The organism is Paenibacillus sp. GP183 (assembly GCF_900104695.1).
Lineage (GTDB): Bacteria > Bacillota > Bacilli > Paenibacillales > NBRC-103111 > Paenibacillus_AI.
Genome location: NZ_FNSW01000001.1, coordinates 1,808,717 through 1,826,781 on the forward strand (window position 1 = coordinate 1,808,717; position 18,065 = coordinate 1,826,781).

Sequence of the window (18,065 nt, forward strand, 5' to 3'; positions counted from 1 at the left end):
ATCCGTTTCCCGCTGTTTTTATTTGCGGAAATTTACAATCATCGTTACGAAATATTGCAGTGTACGTGCAACTCGCTTCTTGATCAACTCCGATTCCGGCTCTCCCTCGGAAGTAAATCGACGTTGATCCCCTCCAATAGAAATCCATTCCGGGCAATTGATCCCGTGAACGTTACGCACAATAACTTGAAGCTGCTGGAGGGTGCTTACTCCAACCGCACCGCCTGCAGAACTCATGACAAGTACAATTTTACCGTCGAAATGTTCGGAGTCTAAATGGTCCAAGGCATTTTTTAGTACACCTGTTGGTCCTCCATGATATTCCGGTGAACTGAGGACAATACCATCTGCTTCCGCAACGGTTTTTGCGAGAAGCTGCAAATTGACATCATCGACTTGATCTCTTTCGTCCGGATAATAAAAAGGAACCGGCTTTTCAAAAAGATCATGAAAGGTGACTTCACATCCTTTTTCCTCCAGCTTTGAACCGACATATTTGGCGAGAAGCTTGCTGCTGCTGGAAGCTCTATTACTTCCTGAAATGATCGCGATTTTCATATAAACCTCCCACTCGCGTTGTATAATTGTAATTGTATTTTATCAGAATCGTTTTTTTGCACAAGGCAATACATTTTCACTCTTGGGTATGTTTTCCGTTATAATTGAGGTATAGATATCCTAAAGAGGAGTTGAAGAGCATGAACATTGTAGCGATTTCAGGAATGGACCTTTCCCAATTAAGAGACAATCTGCCGGATGAAGTGCGAAGCCGGATAAAGTTCATCTGGTGCAAAAACACCAAAGCAGCCAATGAATTTCTCACGGATGCCGAAATCTTGCTGACCGCGGGCCGTTTGGATCCGGAAATCATGGAGAGAACACCCAAGCTCCGCTGGGTACAATCGTTAGCTGCAGGTATCGATAAGCTTCCTCTGGAGGCGTTTATCAAGCGAAATATTATCGTCACGAATGGAAAAGGCGTCCACACTGTGCAGATGAGTGAATTCACTATAGGCGTCATGCTGCAACGGGTACGAAACACCAACAAATTCCTGAAGCATCAGCATGAGAAAATATGGGATCCGAAGCTTTCCTTCGATGAGCTTTACGGTAAGACCGTAGGTATCCTCGGTGCCGGAGCGATTGGGGAAGCCGTTGCCCGCAAATGCCAAGCCTTTGATATGAGAGTCATCGGATTTAACCGAAGCGGAGCAGCTCAGCCTCATTTTAATGAAATTTTGACAGGTGACAACGGTTTGATTACCTTGCTCCAAAAAAGCGACTTCATCGTTCTGCTGCTGCCCAGCACTCCCAAAACGCACCATTTAATAAAAAGAGAGCAATTCCAGCAAATGAAGTCATCTGCATTTCTCATTAACATAGCCAGAGGCGATGTGATCGATGAGGAAGCACTCATTGAAGCGTTAAAAAATGGGACTATATCCGGAGCAGCCTTGGATGTTTTTGAGCAAGAGCCTTTGCCAGAAACGTCACCATTCTGGACCATGGACAATGTTATTCTGACACCACACATTGCAGGTGCTACGGATCATTATATCGAAAGAGCAGCGCCGATCTTCTATCACAATCTGAAGCAATACATAGCCGGGCAACCCCTGATGAACGTAGTGAATCTTCGAGAAGGATATTGAAATTAGTTAATCCCCCATCAGACCGGTGAATCCCGGTTAGGATGGGGGATTATTGTATGCGATCTTATCTTATTTGTTTACGTGATTCGATCCTCTCCTCTCATGTATGGCCTTAGGGCATGGGGAATGTAAATGGATCCATCCGCTTGCTGATGATTCTCGAGCAATGGAATCAATATTCTTGGAGTCGCCACTGCTGTGTTATTCAACGTGTAACAGTAAGCCAAGCGGCCTTCCTCATTACGAAATCGCAGTCCTGAGCGCCGTGCTTGAAAATCCAGTAAGCTGGAAGCAGAATGAGTCTCCCCATAAGCATTACGGCTTGGCATCCATGTTTCTACATCGAACTGCTTGTGATTTTTGAGCCCCATATCTCCGGTACATACTGCAACTATGCGATAGGGAAGCTCCAGGAGATGGAGGATATGCTCTGCCATTTCGGTGATTTGTGTCAGCATCTCCTCTGCTGCCCCAAGATCATTTCTGCAAAGAATAACCTGTTCCACTTTTGCAAATTGATGAACCCGATAAAGACCTCGAACATCGCGCCCAGCCGAACCCGCTTCCCTGCGAAAACAATTGGAGACTGCAGCCAAACGAATCGGGCCTTTCGATAAATCGACAACCTCATTCCCAAAATAAGAAATCAGGGAAGCTTCCGATGTTCCAACCAGCCATTTGCTTTCATCCGAAAGCTCATACGTCTGGTCTTTTCCGTGCGGAAAGAATCCTGTATTTTCCAGAGCTTCCTCTTTCAGCATCAGCGGTACATCCATCACGGTATAGCCTCGATCAGAAAGCAAATCAATGGCCAGCTGCTGAACGGCTCTATGCAAATAAAGGCCGGCTCCCTTGAGGAAATAATTGCGACTACCCGCAACCTTGACACCTCTGGGGATATCGAACAATTGCAATTGTTCCCCAAGAGCAAGGTGATCCTTGGCTTCAAATGCAAACACCGGAAGCTTTCCGACGGTCTTGACGACCACATTATCCAAATCCGTTACTCCAATCGGCGAATCCTTGGAAGGGATATTCGGAATGAGCAGCATCAGTTGCTTCCATTCACGCTCCAGTTCAGCCAACCGTGTCTCTTGCTCGTTTAAGGCAGCATTTCTATCCCTTACCTCCGCTTTGATATCCTCTGCTTCAATATGGTTTTGCTTCATTAGGAGTTCAGCTACTCTAGCTGTACTCTTATTGCGTGCTTCCCTCAGTTCATCGATACGTTGACGCACTTTCCCTCGTTCTTCATCAACCGTAAGCAGGCGACTCAAAGGAATAATGATTCCTTTTTTTTGAGCAGCCTCTTCCACTTCATGACGGTTTTCGCGTATCCACTTCATGTCCAGCATCTTGGCACCACCGTTCTTTTTTTATGAAAAGACAAAGAACGCCCTCATCCGATTGGGACGAGGAGCGTTCTGCTCGCGGTGCCACCCAACTTGATTATCGCCGCTTCCGCATGCGTTAATCCTCTTGGTCTCCGCTGTAACGGGCGATGCCGGCTTATTTAGAGTCGATTCATGCCAGCCATCGTCTCAATCATAAGCGTCTCCGAGTTGGAATCTCTTCATAGACATAATACCGATTTAATGTTGTGATGTTAGTATAATTGAGGACTCTAAAAAGATCAACCTATTGAGACAAGCGAAGCGCAAGCTCATACATTTCCATGTTAAAAGGACGCTGGGTGCTTACCACCTGGTGAATGTCGGTTGCCACGAGCTCGCCTTTGAGAACGCCGCATGCTTTGGAGGAATCGCCTTCAATCAGTCTGCGAACGGCAAAGTCGCCTAATCGGCTGGCGAGAATACGGTCGTTATGGGTAGGTGCTCCGCCGCGCTGGATATGTCCAAGAACGGTAACTCGCGGTTCTATGCCATTGCACTCGGTGATTTGTGTAGCTATTTGTTCTCCGCTGCAGACACCTTCTGAAACCAAGATGATGCTGTGCCTTTTCCCATGGGCGAAGTTGTCTTTCATCCGGGTGGCAACCTCAGCGATATTAAAAGGAATTTCCGGAACCAGGATGGTTTCAGCTCCGCTGGCTAGCCCGGCATAGAGGGCGATTTCACCGCAATGCCTTCCCATGACCTCGACTATTGAAGAGCGCTCATGAGAAGTCATGGTATCCCGCAGTTTATTAATGGCATCCACAACAATACTTACGGCTGTATCGAAACCTATCGTGAAATCCGTAAAGGGAATATCGTTATCAATCGTACCTGGAAGTCCCATTGTTTTGATGCCCAGCTTGCTTAATTTACTTGCACCCTTATAGGAACCATCTCCGCCGATGACTACGAGACCGTCAATGCCGCGCTTACGAAGGTTATCAGCTCCAAGCTGCTGCCCTTCTTCAGTCAAAAACTCCTTGCAGCGAGCAGTCTGCAGGATCGTTCCGCCGCGCTGGATAATATCCCCCACACTGCGTAAATCCATTTGACGGATATCATCGTTAATTAAACCTTGATAACCGCGCTGCACGGCATAAACCTCCAAGCCGTTGTAAAGCGCGCTGCGCACAACCGCACGGACTGCGGCGTTCATTCCCTGTGAATCACCGCCACTGGTTAAAACTGCTATCGATTTTACTGCTGACATCACACGATTCCTCCTAAATTGTACGTATAAACAGACTATTGATCCAGAAAAACATCCGGGTGAGCGGGCTGTTTCTCATAAGACGCTTGGATATTTGCTTGACCTTCTGTTGGCCCTTTACTTTGGGGTCGGATAAATAAAGCGCCAGTAAACCCTCAATTATCATACGATGAAATCTTGGATGTTCCAAGCATAAAGTTTTCAGACGAGCTTGTTCCACCACGAAGGCAATCCGTTCACCCATATGATCCTTATTCTCATAATAGCTGCAAAAATTCAAATCTCCGCCAACCCGATCTTCTTCTTGATCGATCAAATAGTCCAGCAAAATATGCAAGCCGCAAACATAAGGAAAATAGGCTTGCTTGATTTGCTCAACTTCATCCTGCTGAAGCTGCCGATTGGATGCAGCCAAAAAAAGCATAAACATGCCTAACGTAGATCCTGTTGCTGCAGCAAACTCATTCCAGCGAAGCTGGGGACTTAGCTCCTTGTGCTTTTGCCACCAATCGTAGAGCTTAGCTTCTCTCAGATCCCTCTGTATATGTTTATAGACCTGCAAATCGCAATAAAGGCTGACAAGTTCCTTGACCGGATCTGCCACTAAGGCATAAGACGGCAGTAAACAAATGCAGGATTGGCAGGTTTTGACCAAATCATTCAGATAGCCAGCATCTTCGTGCTCTTCACGAAACGCATAGTAGTCATGAATCGGCGCAGACGGATCAACAGCATCCAGCATGGAAAGATGAAGCTGCCGAAAATCTTGAGCATCCAAAGAGGTGCTTCGGTCGCAAAGATTGTCCAGATAATCGCTTATAGTCTGAAAGGCTACAATGAGCGGAATAAGCACATGGCGCATATGCAAATTGGCAGAGGCATAAACAGAGCCGCCTATACAATGAAATTCTTTGGTTGTAATGCTGTCCCTGGCTTGTTTTCTCAGCTCTGGGTCCGGTATTCGGCTAACTGCTTCCTTCCAATACTGGAGATGGTTTTTTACCTCGGGAAGCACAAAGCGGTATATACGAAACATAAGAACGATCGGTCCACTGGGTACCAATCCCCTACTGTTGTTCAATTGCTTCAAGAAGACTTCCTCCATAACTCTGTTCATAGCAATAATTCAACAACAGCTTCATTTCCAAATACTGAATTTGTCTCAACCATTCTTCTGCCAGTGAATCCTGAACATGCATAAGCTGAAGCGCGACGGCGTCAACAAAAACAGCGGGATTCCAGACAGGTGATGCTACCAACACCTCAAGCTTGCTGCGCAGTGTTTCATTGTCCAGCTTTGCCAATTGCTCCATGGTTAAGTAAGCTCTCAGGCTTGAGACAAGCTGAGTTGAAATAGGGTGGTGACGAGCATCATTAAACCAATACTTTGCATTACTGAAATCCCCTTCCATCCGGTGAATCAAGCCATGCCAATAGCTGCCTGTAGGGCTTGTGATTTCCTGGGAAATGACATGAGAGGACTCCAGATTTTCATTCCAAAGATACAGACCGGATTGGATAGCCCGCATAAACTCATTTTCATTTATTCCAAAGGATTCCTCCAAAGCTTGGATTTGATTATCCATCTCCGGATTCCAGACTTGCATGGGATTTAGGAAAGGCTTATGGGTAAAAAGGATCTTCGCCATTGCCATGATATTGCTTGTTTGCTGCCTCACACTTGTCATGCTGGCATCCCCTCTCAACGATTGGCCCATCTATGAATGTATCTTCACATCCACCTCTTGATTGATCCGAAACCAAAGGTGCAAATCGTTAATTGTACTTGCTAGTTCTGCGATCTCCGAATTTAGCTGGCAGGATGCCGGGAAATCATCCTCCCGATCCAACTGGCTTTGCTTGTGAATGATGACAGCCTCCAGCTTATGGATGCGATCAGGTATGGTACCTCTGATTTGCTCCCACCGAAACAGAAGATCAGAGCGATCCTTCTCGGAATACTCCTCCCATTCCTGCTCCAAAACGGGCAGCTCAATGCCCAATCTTTCATTATATAGAAAGGAGTAACTCATCTGTCTTTCCTCCTTAAAAACCATGTCTATCTTTAAATGTACCATTTCATGAGGCTCGGTTCCAGTTAAAATTGTATGTCAACTGCGTGTTGTTTTCTGCTATACTTAACTAATCTTTAACACTTAGGGGAGGCATTGATGTCTGTGGACCAGCATGCAGGAGCTGTTTCTTATAAACAGCTCTGTTACTTTTTTCTTCCTCTTGGCCTGTCAGCGACATTGGTTACCTTATCGCATGTGATTATCAACAGCACCTTGGCAAGATCCGTCAATCCTGAGCTGATTATTGCCAGCTATGCACTTCCGATGAGCTTGCTCGCCTTGACGGAGAGGCCTTCTGTGCTGCTGAGGCAAACCTGTTCAGCTCTGGTCAGGGATCGAATTTCTTTCCGATCCATGGCAGTTGTGAGCTGTTATATATTGATAAGCATGCTGCTGCTCGGATTTATCATTGCTTTTACACCTATAGGAAAATGGTTGTTTAAATACATTTTCGGCGTTGAAGCGGATCTCCTTGGTCCAATCATAGACGTTTACCGTATCCTGATGTTCGTCAGTATATTTTCCGGCCTGCGCTGTTTATTTCATGGCATTATTATATTTAATCTGCGAACCAAGTGGTTGACCATTGGAATGTTTATCCGGCTTGTTGGCATGTATATCCTGTCTCTGTACTTCATTCATCGAGGTCCCATCGAAAGCGGCGAAGTCGGCGCCATCATTTTCCTTGTCGGTATGATCATAGAAGCATCTGTCAGCATATGGGAGGGTCGTTCGCTGCTGCGTAAAGTCATTCCGGAAAAAGCGCCGGGCCATCCCATTGAAACAAAAAGCCAAATCTTAAGTTTTTATAGACCCTTATTGCTTTCTTCTCTTATTGCCATTATTGTGGGTCCTGCCATTAATGCCATGCTGGGCAAAACAGTTAATATTCATCTAGCGATTGCAGCTTTTGCCATCGCCGGAAGCCTTACGCAGCTTGTTCAAAGCTTTTTTTCATATATGCATCAAATTGTATTAAATTTCTACACCAAGGACCCGAAAGCTGTTTTGCGGTTTTCATTATTCGTAGCATTTATACCTAGTGTACTAATGGCAATATTGGGCTATACTTCATTAGGTCCGTGGTTCATGATGCATGTAATGGGAGTGAATAATGAACTTATGCAAGCCAGCCTCAGCACTTTGCGGGTGTTTATGATTTTAACCTTGGTCTTTCCGTGGCTGGATTTCATCAACGGTATTATCATGCTGAGGGGACAAACTAAGGTTATGATCAAATCGCAATCCGTGAATGTTGGTGTCACGCTAGCCGCCTTAATAATTTGCGTTATCTTTACACCTGGCTGGAATGGCGCTATAGGAGCAATCGCTCAATCGTTAGGAAGTTTATCGGAGCTGTGTGTGGTCTTGTATGTAATGAAGATTTCCTCCTCCACCAAGGAACGCTTGGTCGGTCAGTCAGAATTCTATAAGAAATCGAGTGATATTGCACCATGAACACCAAATCAGAAGAGATCGTTTTAAAAGGATTTACTTTTTCTTTTTACATGACCATGTGCATATTGGTCACATTTTTCCCGCTCTATTTTGATTACAAAGGCTTTTCCAAAATAGAAATCGGGATGCTTTATTCCGTTGGCCCCATGATCGGGATTTTTTCGAACCTGGCCTGGGGCTTGTTAAGCGATAAATATCAAACTGTAAAAAAAATCATGATTCTGCTGTTCACTGGCCAAGTCGTTGCTGCTTATCTTATCTTTCATACCGATTTGTTCGCACTGCTCTATGTATTTGTGGGTGTGTTTTTCTTTTTTCAGCAGCCTGTCAACTCGCTTAATGATTCCCAACTGATGCTCAGTGTCAGCCAATCCGGAAGAAGCTATGCTTCATTTCGCATATGGGGATCCATTGGATTTGCTTTTGCTGCCGGTTTTTTCGGTTTGCTGCTCAAACTCTACGGCTCAGGACTTACGTACACCTTGACCGCCGTTTGTATTTTCATTTCGCTGGCCATAACATTATTTCTGAAGGATGCAAGGAGTAGTCAGAGCAAGATCGAATTTGGCGGCATTTTTAAAATTATTAGTTCCCGCAAGTTTCTTTGGTTCCTCTTTCTGGTCATGACGATGTCAATTGCTCACCGCATGAATGACGGTTTTCTGGCGCTTTATTTACGGCAGCTGGGTGCGCCGGACACGATAATCGGGTATGCTTGGATGGCATCTGCGTTAAGCGAGATTCCTGTGTTCTTCCTGCTTAGCAGGTTCGGCCATCGCTTCAAGGAGCTTCCTTTAATGGCATTTGCCGGTTTGATTTATTCAGTCAGGTTTCTTATAATGGGTTACGTGCAAAATCCTCATTGGGTCGTATGGATCCAATTGATGCACAGCTTCTCATTCGGTATTTTTCTCTTTACTGCGATTCGCTACATGGGGCAGCTCGTGCCTGACGAATACCGCTCATCGGGACAAGCCATTTTCACGGTCACCTGGTCCAGTATAGCTGGTTTGATCAGTGGGGTAGTGGGCGGGTGGATTTTTGACGTATGGGGTGGCAGCGTTTTGTATTTGTGGGGCTCGCTGTTGTCGCTTCTGGCCTTTATTGGTTTTTTAGTGACACATTTGATGCAAAAAGAAGCTTAAGCTGTCATTGCCAAGCAGATTCATTGTCATTATGATTAATATCCATTTTATGAAGGCAGGTAGCACATACGATGAATTATGAAGCATTTAAAGAAGTTTTGCTTGGCAGACGCAGCATTCGCAGGTTTACGGAGCAGCATGTTTCTGTGGAAGATGTCCAAGAAATCATTGACTGTGCCCGTTATGCGCCGAGTGATACGAACTCGCAGACATGGCAGTTTATTGCCGTTATGAACAAGGCTAAAATTAAAGAGATCGAACAATTGACCTGGGAACAGCTCCATCTCAAGGCATCGGCAGCAGATGAGAAAGGTTTAACGAAGGAAGCCCGACTCCTGACCAAATCATTTGGCCCTTATGCAACAGCATTCTCGGATGCACCTGTGCTGATTATTTGTTTAGCCACACCGTACACATCCAAATTTCGCGATAAAATCTTTGATCCGATCGGATTTGTCGATGAAAAAGTGTGGGCGGAAGAAGGCATCAAGAGCTCATGCCTGGCTTCGCAAAACCTGATGCTTGCCGCGCATGCCAAAGGACTTGCGACCTGTCCTATGACCGGCCCTGTCTTGCTGGCCCAAGATCAGCTGCGTGCCTATCTCGATATCCCCGCCGAATCGCAGATTAACATGGTCATCTCGCTGGGTCATCCCGCTGAGCATCCTGGCCGGCTGCCGCGCAAAGAAGTGGATGAGATTTTACGCATTGTTGATTAAAAGTCAACAAAAAAGGTTCCGTGAGTTTGAGCTCATGGATCCTTTTTTAAATCGACTTTTACCCGATACGTTCCATCTCAGCATCGCTGATTTCAAAATTCGCGAATACGTCTTGGACGTCATCATTGTCCTCGAAGGCTTCCATCATCTTCAGCAGCTTCTCGGCATTCTCACCGTCCACCTGCACTGTATTTTGCGGTACCCAGCGGACCGCTGCTGATGTGAAATGGAAGCTTTGCTGTTCCAGCGCGTTCTTAACCGTCTCGAGCTCGTGCGGATGGGTCTGGATTTCGAAGCTGTCCTCTTGCGTGATCAGATCTTCAGCACCGGCTTCCAGCACCTGAAGCATCAGCTCGTCCTCTTCGATTTCGAGCTCCTCCCGATCGAGCACCAGTACGCCCTTCTCGTCGAACATATACGCGACGCAGCCGGACTCACCCATATTACCGCCGCGCTTATTGAAAGCGGCTCTGACATCCGCAGCCGTCCGATTCCGATTATCCGTCAGGCATTTGACCATAATGGCCACACCGCCGGGACCGTACCCTTCATAGATGATTTCCTCATATTCCACGCCTTCACCGGCACCTGCCGCTTTCTTGATGGCGCGCTCGATATTATCATTCGGCATTTGAACTTGTCGGGCATTGGTGATGGCCGTCTTCAAAGCAAAATTGGCATCAGGGTTGGGACCCCCTTTGCGTGCGGCTACATAAATTTCCCGGCCGAGCTTCACAAATTGATTATTTTTGGCCTGATCGGCTTTACCTTTGCGATCTTTAAACAATTTAAACTTCATGATCTTACGCTCCCCTTAATCATTTTGCATGACTAGTTTACCATTTGCGGCGGGTTACGGTCAAAGCTGAAATGCTCAACCAAGGATAAACGGCTGCACCGTCCTAAATGACGAGCGCGTTTATCAAGGTTGATGCGAAGCAAGATAAGTTTAGAAAAACTTATACTTTCTAATCAACCAAAAAAAAGACAGTCCCGAATCGCTTCGGAAACTGTTCTGTCGTTTGTGCTATGACACTATTTATAAGTGGGTTATCCCAAGTTCTTATAATTTGGTGACGTTAGCTGCTTGAGGACCGCGGTTGCCCTGCGTGATGTCGAACTCAACCTCTTGGCCTTCATCTAAAGATTTGAATCCATCGCCTTGAATCGCTGAGAAGTGAACGAATACATCGTCTCCACCTTCAACTGAAATGAATCCGTAGCCTTTTTCTGCGTTAAACCATTTAACTGTACCCTTCAAATGAACAACCTCCTAAAAATATCGCCATCTGTGACGAATAGGAAAATTATATCATTATCCAACATGGAAATCAACTTGCAGAGCAATGCAAGCCCCAGATATTGGGCGATTAGCGCTTAATAATCTGCAAAAACTGCTTGGAATTCGGGAGAAAAGGGAGCTTAGAGTCCAAAAGCTGCACAGCCGCTCCTTCCTCTTCCAATGCCCGCAAGAGCTCATCCAGCCTGCCATAAGGCTCAGTACGAAAATTCAAAAGAGGATAAATACGAACCTCTCCACCCTTTTTACAAATACGCAGCAATTCCTTCAAAGCCGCCAGGTGAAAGGAATAATCAAACTGCTCCTCATATAAAAACAAAAAATGGCTGCAAAGCACCAATGAAAAAGTTCCTTCATTAAAAGGCAGCTCAGGCAGAGATCCGGTGTGATAGCGGGCCCTCGAGTCAGGGCGTGAGTAATCTTCCAAAAACAAGCCCAAGCTTCTTTCCCGTCCAGCCCGGTGGCGTTCAATACTGCCGTAGTAATCCCAATTGTACAGATGCTGCAGCCCTGCTAACTTGGACGAGGAAAGCTTGATTTCCTCCAAACCGTGTACGCCAATTTCCTTTGCGGACATTACATACAAAGGATCGGATGCTTCAGCAAGGATGCCCCTTAAGTCAGCTTCGGCTGTAAATGATGAAGCTCCCCCTGACACATCAAGAACTCGTTTGCCCTGCAGCTGCAAGCCATCAAGATCAAACATTCTTACGTATTCCTCATAAGATCTGCAGGTCATGGCTACGCCCGCCTGCTGGTAAAAGTTTTTCATTTCCATGCTCATCTCTCCTCTTCTCAGCTCTTCTCGGCTCATCTCGGCTTATCTTTATCACCCTGTAAATGCCTGAGGCTTGGAGGCATTTTATCATCTTTTTAATCAACTGACAATGGGTTAATTCTTGATTTCATATACGGCTTCATGTATGATGGGTCCAATATGAACTGAATGGGGCGTTACGGCAAATGATTAAGAAGCACCAAATCTACAAAAAAGATAAATGGAACATGATGAACGTAGAAGTACACGGGTCGAAAATTGTATTGACGGAAATCACCGATCAGTGGGGTGAGGAATCCCACACATTTCTGGGGAGACCCGCTATGCTGCATTGGGCCAACGAAAGATTTTCCAAAGAGCGCTTCGACGGAACTGAAGAAGAATGGAATGCCATTATGCAAGCTTTTAGTGAAGTTTAGCCGAATCCTTGACTTACGGTTTGTCCACTGTTTATAATCAGGATAACTTAATAATCGTCACTCCAAAGGGGAGTAGCTAGTAACAGTAAAGTCGTCAATTCGGGATCTTTAAACGATCCCCGGCTTTATTGGCAACGTGGATATACGTTGTTAGCAAGACCTTTGCCATGCACATGGTGAAGGTCTTTTTTGATTATAAAAAAGCCTTCGCCGGTGTCCGGTGACTGGCTTTTTGTTTTATAAACTATAGAAAAAGGAGTGGATTTGGCATGGAATTCCTGTCGGCGGCATTTTTTACGGCTTTACTCAGCATCATTATGATTGACCTTGTGCTTGCAGGAGACAATGCCATTGTCATCGGCATGGCGGCGAGGAATCTGGATCCCAGAACACAAAAGAAGGTTATCTTGTGGGGCACTTCAGGCGCAATCGTCATTCGTGTTGCTGCAACCATGGTCGTCGTGGTGCTGCTCAAAATCCCCGGACTGCTGCTCGTTGGTGGATTATTGCTGCTGTGGATAGCCTATAAGCTTTTGACAGAAAAGAAAAATCATGATGTAGCTGCAAAAAGCGGAATGTGGGCCGCCATTCGAACGATTATAGTTGCTGATGCCGTCATGGGTCTGGACAATGTTATTGCCGTTGCCGGAGCAGCCCACGGAGATTTTCTTTTGGTCTTGATCGGATTGCTCGTCAGCGTTCCCATTGTAGTCTGGGGCAGCACACTTTTTATTAAATGGATGGAGAAATTCCCCTGGATCCTCTACATCGGCTCTGGAGTGCTCGCGCTTACGGCCGGCAAAATGATTACGGGAGAAAAATTTCTCGAACCCTTCTTCGAAGCGAACGTAGTTGCCAAATGGATGTTGATCACCTTCCTGATTGCAGCTGTGCTCGCTGCGGGCAAATGGAGCAAGATGGTTGGTTATATTGTGGAAGTAAACGATCACGGACAATTGACCCTGCCTAAAGAGCTTAGTGATCAAGCCCAGATGGAACCGGAAGATCAATATACCGTTGAAAGGAACGCTCGAGGCGATTATATGCTGGTAAAAGTTGATTTGGAGCATCAATCCAGGTCTGCAGGTTAACCTTCCTTCATCCGAGCCAAGAGGAATTACCACTCATACAGCGAACATAATGAAATAGTCATTTTATTTCCATGTTAGCGAGGTGATGTCCTTGACGGACAGCGGATCTATTCTTACCTTTGTCATTGTTTCATTTTGTTTGGCCCTCATTTTAATCATGAGAAGAGATTCTATCCCCGCTCCATTCAAAAGGTATTTGGCACTTCTGGCTCTTGTTATGGTAACGATGTCCTTTGTGCTGATCGTGATCAGCTTTTATCGGATGCGCTAGTGAATTTACTTCGTTCCAGGTTTTTCATATAATGGGGTTATACGACTAGGAAATGAATGGCAGGTCATACTACCAAGGATAAACGGCTGCGACGTCCTAAATGACGGTTGGGTCGACTCGGGAGTGTTGCTGATGCGCTGGATTTGTTTACTGGTTGTGCTTGGAATACTGAGCAATACATTTTCTATAAAACAGACAAACGCTTTTACAGCATCCAAACCCCTTAAGGGGCAACATGATAGGAGGGCTCCAATGAGTCAATTATTAGAACGTAAGGAAGTGCCGGTTGAGAACAGCTGGAGGCTTGAGGATCTTTATAAGGATCAATCATCTTGGGACCAAGAGTATAAAAAGGTAAAAGAATCATTAAGCAAAATCAGCGCTTTTGAAGGCAAGCTTCATGAGCCTGCCGCTGTAAAACAATGTTTCGAACTGGAAGACGAGGTATCCTTACATACGGAAAGATTGTACGTGTATGCGAATATGAAACATCACGAGGATACAGCAGATTCTACTTATCAAGCCTTATCGGACAAAGCCAGGAAAATAAGCGTTGAAGTTGGAGAAGCTTCCTCCTTCATTTCTCCGGAAATTCTCAGTCTGTCCGATGCTCAGCTAGAGAAGCTTGTCAACAATCCCGATCTTGCATTTTATAAGCAATCGCTGGAAGAAATGATTCGCCAAAAGCCGCACACACTTTCCAAAGATCAGGAAGCATTACTCGCTCAAGCCGGTAATATAGCAGGTGCGCCAAGCACGATTTTCGGCATGCTGAACAATGCGGATCTTAAATTCCCCAAGATTAAAAATGAAATTGGCGAAGAAGTGGAATTAACCCACGGCAGCTACATTCAGTTCTTGGAGAATCGCAATCGCGATGTGCGGAAGCGCGCTTTTGAAGCTGTCTATGACACCTATCGCGGCCAAAAAAATACGATCGGAGCAACCTTGAGCTCCAATATCAACAAGAACATGTTTTACGCCAAAGCTCGCAAATATCCATCTGTCCTGGAAATGTCGCTTTACGGCGATAACATCAAGAAGGAAGTCTATACAAACTTGATTGACACTGTGCATGATTCGCTGCCTGAGCTTCAGCGTTATCTAAAGCTTCGCAAGAAGCTTCTGAAAGTGGATGAACTGCACATGTACGATTTGTTCGCACCGCTGGTCGAAGAATTCAAGATGGATATCACTTACCAGCAAGCGAAGGAAGAAATCAAGAAAAGCCTGGCTCCGCTTGGCGAGAATTATCTTAAGATTCTTCAGCGCGGCTTCGACGACCACTGGATCGATGTATATGAGAACAAAAACAAGCGCAACGGAGCTTACAGCTGGGGTGCTTACGGCACGCATCCTTATGTGCTGCTGAATCACAAAGACAACCTTAACAGCATGTTCACGCTAGCTCACGAAATGGGCCATGCCATTCATTCATACCTATCCGACGAAACTCAGGAATACCGCTATGCGCAGTATACGATTTTCCTGGCTGAAGTCGCATCTACCCTGAATGAAGCCCTTCTCATGGATTACCTGCTAAAACGGGTGACGGATCCAAAAGAGAAGCTGTACCTGCTAACCTACTATGCAGATCAATTCCGTACCACGGTATTCAGACAAACGATGTTTGCCGAGTTCGAAATGATTACGCATGACAAGGCTGAGCAAGGCGATGCGTTGACTCCACAGGAGTTCAGCCAGATCTATTACGATCTGAACAAGCTTTACCATGGCCCAGGGATGGTTGTGGATCAAGATATTGAAATGGAATGGGCTCGTATCCCTCATTTCTACAACAGCTTCTACGTGTATAAATACGCGACGGGCTTCTCGGCGGCGACCAGCTTTGCCAAGCAGATATTGGATGAAGGCGCGCCAGCGGTTGAGCGTTATCTGGGCTTCCTGAAAAGCGGAGGAAGCGATTATTCGCTGAATATCCTTAAGCGCGCAGGTGTTGATATGTCCTCACCGGAGCCGATTAAGCGAGCCATGAGCGTTTTCAGCTCCCTGATTGATCAGATGGAAGTTATTACAAAATAAATTTTTGTCTTATGCAACTTCACAGCCCTCTTCTTCGTCAGTGAAAGCAAGAATAAACTGATGGTTGGAGGGGGCTTATGTATGAAAAAAATGGCATTATTGGGTGGACTCATTTTAGCAGTATTTGCGCTTTTTACCACAGGCTCATTGGCTGGGAGCAACGACGCCGCTGCGAAAGTGACAACGGGAACCGGACCGATCCCCATTGAATTCGCCGGCAAGCAGCTTACTTTTACAACCGTTCCGCAAAACATGGACAATCACTTGATGGTGCCGCTCAGAGAAATGAGCGATATGCTGGGCATACAAGTGCAATGGAATGAGCAAACCGGAGAAATTGCCTCAAAGAAGGATGGACGCTCTTTGATCTGGAATTTGGGACAAGCTGAAGCGCAAAGCAGCATTGGGAAGCTATCACTGGCAGAGGCACCTTACTTGGCTGACGAAAGCCTTATGGTGCCGCTGCGCAATTTTTCTGAAGCCTTTGGTTTTATTGTGCATTGGGACGAATCCCGCAAAGCTTTAGTGCTGCAAAAGGAAGAAAGCAATCTTCCGATTGTCGGCTCCGCTGCGAAGCTCTCTGCTTTGCTTGAAGAAAGCCAAATAAATGGAAATATGCAGTATAGTATGAACAACCGAAATGTGATGAAAAGTGCAGGTGCCGCTTCGACCGGAGCTGTTCCAGCGACAGCACAATCTTCAGCTGCAGCTGCCATTGAAAGCAAAGCGGATACATCCTCCGGCTATTCCACCACGAATGTGCAGGTAGCGGGAGTTGATGAAGCGGACATCGTTAAAACGGACGGAAGCTACATCTATCAAGTCAATCGGGACAAGGTCATTGTCAGTCAAGCGGTACCTGCCGACAAGATGAAAATAGTCAGCACGCTTTCTTTTTCAGATGGGGCAATGCAGCCAACTGAGCTTTATGTGGACAGCAAGTATCTGATTGTTATCGGGAATACGGCTGGAAATCGTGCGATCTCCTTCCCTGCTGCAAAGCCAATGGACAGCAAAATGATAATGCCCATCCGACCGAATTTTAAAACAACCGTAAAAGCGATCATTTACGATCTTACTGATAAAGCTAATTTGAAAAAACTGCGTGAAGTTGAGCTGGACGGCTATTACGTTTCCTCGAGAAAAATCAACGATTCGTTGTATGTAATCGCGAACAAAGGCATCGACATGCAAATACTAAAGGAAAACAGTGCTGATGACAATCTGCTAACGGCTCCTTCATATCGGGACACTGCTACGAGTGACGGTTATACACCGCTGCCTTACGATCGAATTCGTTATTTCCCGGGTACAGTCGCACCGAACTTTGTACTTGTCGGCGGTTTAAATCTAAGCGAGGCTAATAAGCCAATGCAGGTCTCTTCCTATGTAGGTGCAGGCGACAATATATATGCTAACGAGGATCATTTGTACGTTGCTGTTACCCAATATAAACAAGTGACCCAACCCATGAATGATGTGGCGGCAGCCAATTCCAAAATGATGCCGCAGTCAGTTGAAACCAATACATTGATTTATAAATTTGCCTTGGATCAAGGAGCCGTTCGTTCTATTGCGAGTGGGACCGTACCGGGTACCATTATCGGCCAATTCGCCATGGATGAACACGCCGGATATTTCCGAATTGCCACAACAAATGGGAACATATTCAGGACGGATGAACAAACCTCCAAGAACAATGTGTATGTGCTTGACGGTACAATGAACAGGAGCGGACAACTCGAGGGACTTGCTCCCGGTGAACGCATCTATTCGATTCGCTTTATGGGGGATCGCGCCTATATGGTCACTTTCAAGAAAGTCGACCCGCTCTTTGTCATTGATCTTAAAGATCCCAAAGCCCCTGTGGTGTTGGGCAAACTGAAGATCCCAGGCTATAGCGATTACTTGCATCCTTATGATGAGAATCACATCATTGGATTTGGCAAAGATGCGGTTGAAGCGGCCAATGAATGGGATCCTAAGGGATCGACAACCGCATTTTATCAAGGCATGAAAATTGCCATGTTTGATGTCAGCGACGTCACTCATCCAATCGAAATGTTCAAGGAATCCATTGGTGTGCGAGGAACGGATTCTGAATTGCTTCATAATCATAAAGCGCTTCTGTTCTCCAAAGAAAAAGGCTTGCTGGCTTTCCCGGTTACGGTTATGGAAAATAAGGCGGCAGCCGGAGCATCAAGAGTTATGGACTATGGACAATTTACGTTCCAAGGACTGTATGTGTACCATGTGGATTTAACGAAAGGCTTTCAGCTTCAAGGCAAAATCACACATTTATCCCAAGCAGACTTGGATAAAGCCGGATCCGGCTGGTATCAAGGTGATTTCAATGTTCAAAGAGGCATGTATATTGATAATGTACTGTACAGTGTATCTTCAGGCATGATTAAAGCTAATGAGCTCGGCTCGCTTAAGGAACTGAGCCTGTTGAAATTGACTCCTTAGCCATTCAACAGCAACAACCCTGAACTCAGTTAGAGTTT

Annotated in this window: 18 protein-coding genes; 9 read left to right on the top strand and 9 right to left on the bottom strand. The window is 45.8% G+C overall.

The genetic code is table 11. The features are described 5' to 3' along the window. Positions 1–18 precede the first annotated feature (18 nt). A complete protein-coding gene (locus BLV33_RS09005; protein ID WP_090790269.1) occupies positions 19–558 on the bottom strand; it encodes an NADPH-dependent FMN reductase in 540 nt (179 codons plus the stop codon). Positions 559–698: 140 nt separating this feature from the next. Here BLV33_RS09005 and BLV33_RS09010 point away from each other — a divergent pair, with 140 nt between their 5' ends. Next, positions 699–1,652, top strand: a complete 954-nt coding sequence (locus tag BLV33_RS09010; RefSeq protein ID WP_090790271.1) for a D-2-hydroxyacid dehydrogenase — start codon at positions 699–701, stop codon at positions 1,650–1,652. 77 nt (positions 1,653–1,729) lie between these two features. Here BLV33_RS09010 and serS read toward each other — a convergent pair whose 3' ends face one another. The 5 genes from serS to BLV33_RS09035 all read right to left on the bottom strand — a co-directional run bounded on the left by serS (position 1,730) and on the right by BLV33_RS09035 (position 6,292). Then, a complete protein-coding gene (gene serS / locus BLV33_RS09015; protein WP_090790273.1) occupies positions 1,730–3,007 on the bottom strand; it encodes a serine--tRNA ligase in 1,278 nt (425 codons plus the stop codon). A 283-nt stretch (positions 3,008–3,290) separates the two neighbouring features. After that, positions 3,291–4,259, bottom strand: a complete 969-nt coding sequence (gene pfkA / locus BLV33_RS09020; protein WP_090790275.1) for a 6-phosphofructokinase — start codon at positions 4,257–4,259, stop codon at positions 3,291–3,293. Between the two features lie 13 nt (positions 4,260–4,272). After that, on the bottom strand, positions 4,273–5,295 hold the full coding sequence (locus BLV33_RS09025; RefSeq protein WP_090798789.1) for a tetraprenyl-beta-curcumene synthase family protein: 1,023 nt from the start codon (positions 5,293–5,295) through the stop codon (positions 4,273–4,275). A gap of 31 nt (positions 5,296–5,326) precedes the next feature. After that, positions 5,327–5,947, bottom strand: coding sequence for a hypothetical protein (locus BLV33_RS09030; protein WP_139305714.1), 621 nt, complete (start codon positions 5,945–5,947; stop codon positions 5,327–5,329). Positions 5,948–5,977: 30 nt separating this feature from the next. Then, positions 5,978–6,292, bottom strand: a complete 315-nt coding sequence (locus BLV33_RS09035; protein ID WP_090790278.1) for a hypothetical protein — start codon at positions 6,290–6,292, stop codon at positions 5,978–5,980. A gap of 138 nt (positions 6,293–6,430) precedes the next feature. On the opposite strand from BLV33_RS09035, the gene BLV33_RS09040 reads away from it, so the two are divergent. From BLV33_RS09040 to BLV33_RS09050, 3 genes are all read left to right on the top strand, one after another. Continuing rightward, on the top strand, positions 6,431–7,792 hold the full coding sequence (locus tag BLV33_RS09040; RefSeq protein ID WP_216234731.1) for a multi antimicrobial extrusion protein MatE: 1,362 nt from the start codon (positions 6,431–6,433) through the stop codon (positions 7,790–7,792). Then, complete coding sequence (locus BLV33_RS09045) at positions 7,789–8,937, top strand: MFS transporter (RefSeq protein WP_090790280.1); 1,149 nt, start codon at positions 7,789–7,791, stop codon at positions 8,935–8,937. The genes BLV33_RS09040 and BLV33_RS09045 overlap by 4 nt, the downstream gene beginning before the upstream one ends. Positions 8,938–9,008: 71 nt before the next feature. Then, complete coding sequence (locus BLV33_RS09050) at positions 9,009–9,656, top strand: nitroreductase family protein (protein ID WP_090790282.1); 648 nt, start codon at positions 9,009–9,011, stop codon at positions 9,654–9,656. Between the two features lie 58 nt (positions 9,657–9,714). On the opposite strand, the gene BLV33_RS09055 is transcribed toward BLV33_RS09050, so the two are convergent. The 3 genes from BLV33_RS09055 to BLV33_RS09065 all read right to left on the bottom strand — a co-directional run bounded on the left by BLV33_RS09055 (position 9,715) and on the right by BLV33_RS09065 (position 11,734). Continuing rightward, a complete protein-coding gene (locus BLV33_RS09055) occupies positions 9,715–10,455 on the bottom strand; it encodes a YebC/PmpR family DNA-binding transcriptional regulator (RefSeq protein ID WP_171909071.1) in 741 nt (246 codons plus the stop codon). Between the two features lie 264 nt (positions 10,456–10,719). After that, a complete protein-coding gene (locus tag BLV33_RS09060) occupies positions 10,720–10,917 on the bottom strand; it encodes a cold shock domain-containing protein (RefSeq protein ID WP_090790286.1) in 198 nt (65 codons plus the stop codon). 109 nt (positions 10,918–11,026) lie between these two features. Continuing rightward, a complete protein-coding gene (locus BLV33_RS09065) occupies positions 11,027–11,734 on the bottom strand; it encodes a class I SAM-dependent methyltransferase (protein WP_090790288.1) in 708 nt (235 codons plus the stop codon). A gap of 185 nt (positions 11,735–11,919) precedes the next feature. Here BLV33_RS09065 and BLV33_RS09070 point away from each other — a divergent pair, with 185 nt between their 5' ends. From BLV33_RS09070 to BLV33_RS09090, 5 genes are all read left to right on the top strand, one after another. Beyond that, a complete protein-coding gene (locus tag BLV33_RS09070; protein ID WP_090790290.1) occupies positions 11,920–12,153 on the top strand; it encodes a hypothetical protein in 234 nt (77 codons plus the stop codon). A gap of 269 nt (positions 12,154–12,422) precedes the next feature. Further along, positions 12,423–13,244, top strand: coding sequence for a TerC family protein (locus BLV33_RS09075; protein WP_090790292.1), 822 nt, complete (start codon positions 12,423–12,425; stop codon positions 13,242–13,244). Positions 13,245–13,329: 85 nt separating this feature from the next. Next, positions 13,330–13,515, top strand: a complete 186-nt coding sequence (locus BLV33_RS09080; RefSeq protein WP_253187011.1) for a hypothetical protein — start codon at positions 13,330–13,332, stop codon at positions 13,513–13,515. A 252-nt stretch (positions 13,516–13,767) separates the two neighbouring features. Beyond that, positions 13,768–15,558: an oligoendopeptidase F gene (pepF, locus tag BLV33_RS09085; protein WP_253187012.1), complete on the top strand. Its 1,791-nt coding sequence runs from the start codon at positions 13,768–13,770 to the stop codon at positions 15,556–15,558. A gap of 81 nt (positions 15,559–15,639) precedes the next feature. Then, positions 15,640–18,027, top strand: a complete 2,388-nt coding sequence (locus BLV33_RS09090; RefSeq protein WP_090790297.1) for a beta-propeller domain-containing protein — start codon at positions 15,640–15,642, stop codon at positions 18,025–18,027. Positions 18,028–18,065 lie beyond the last annotated feature (38 nt).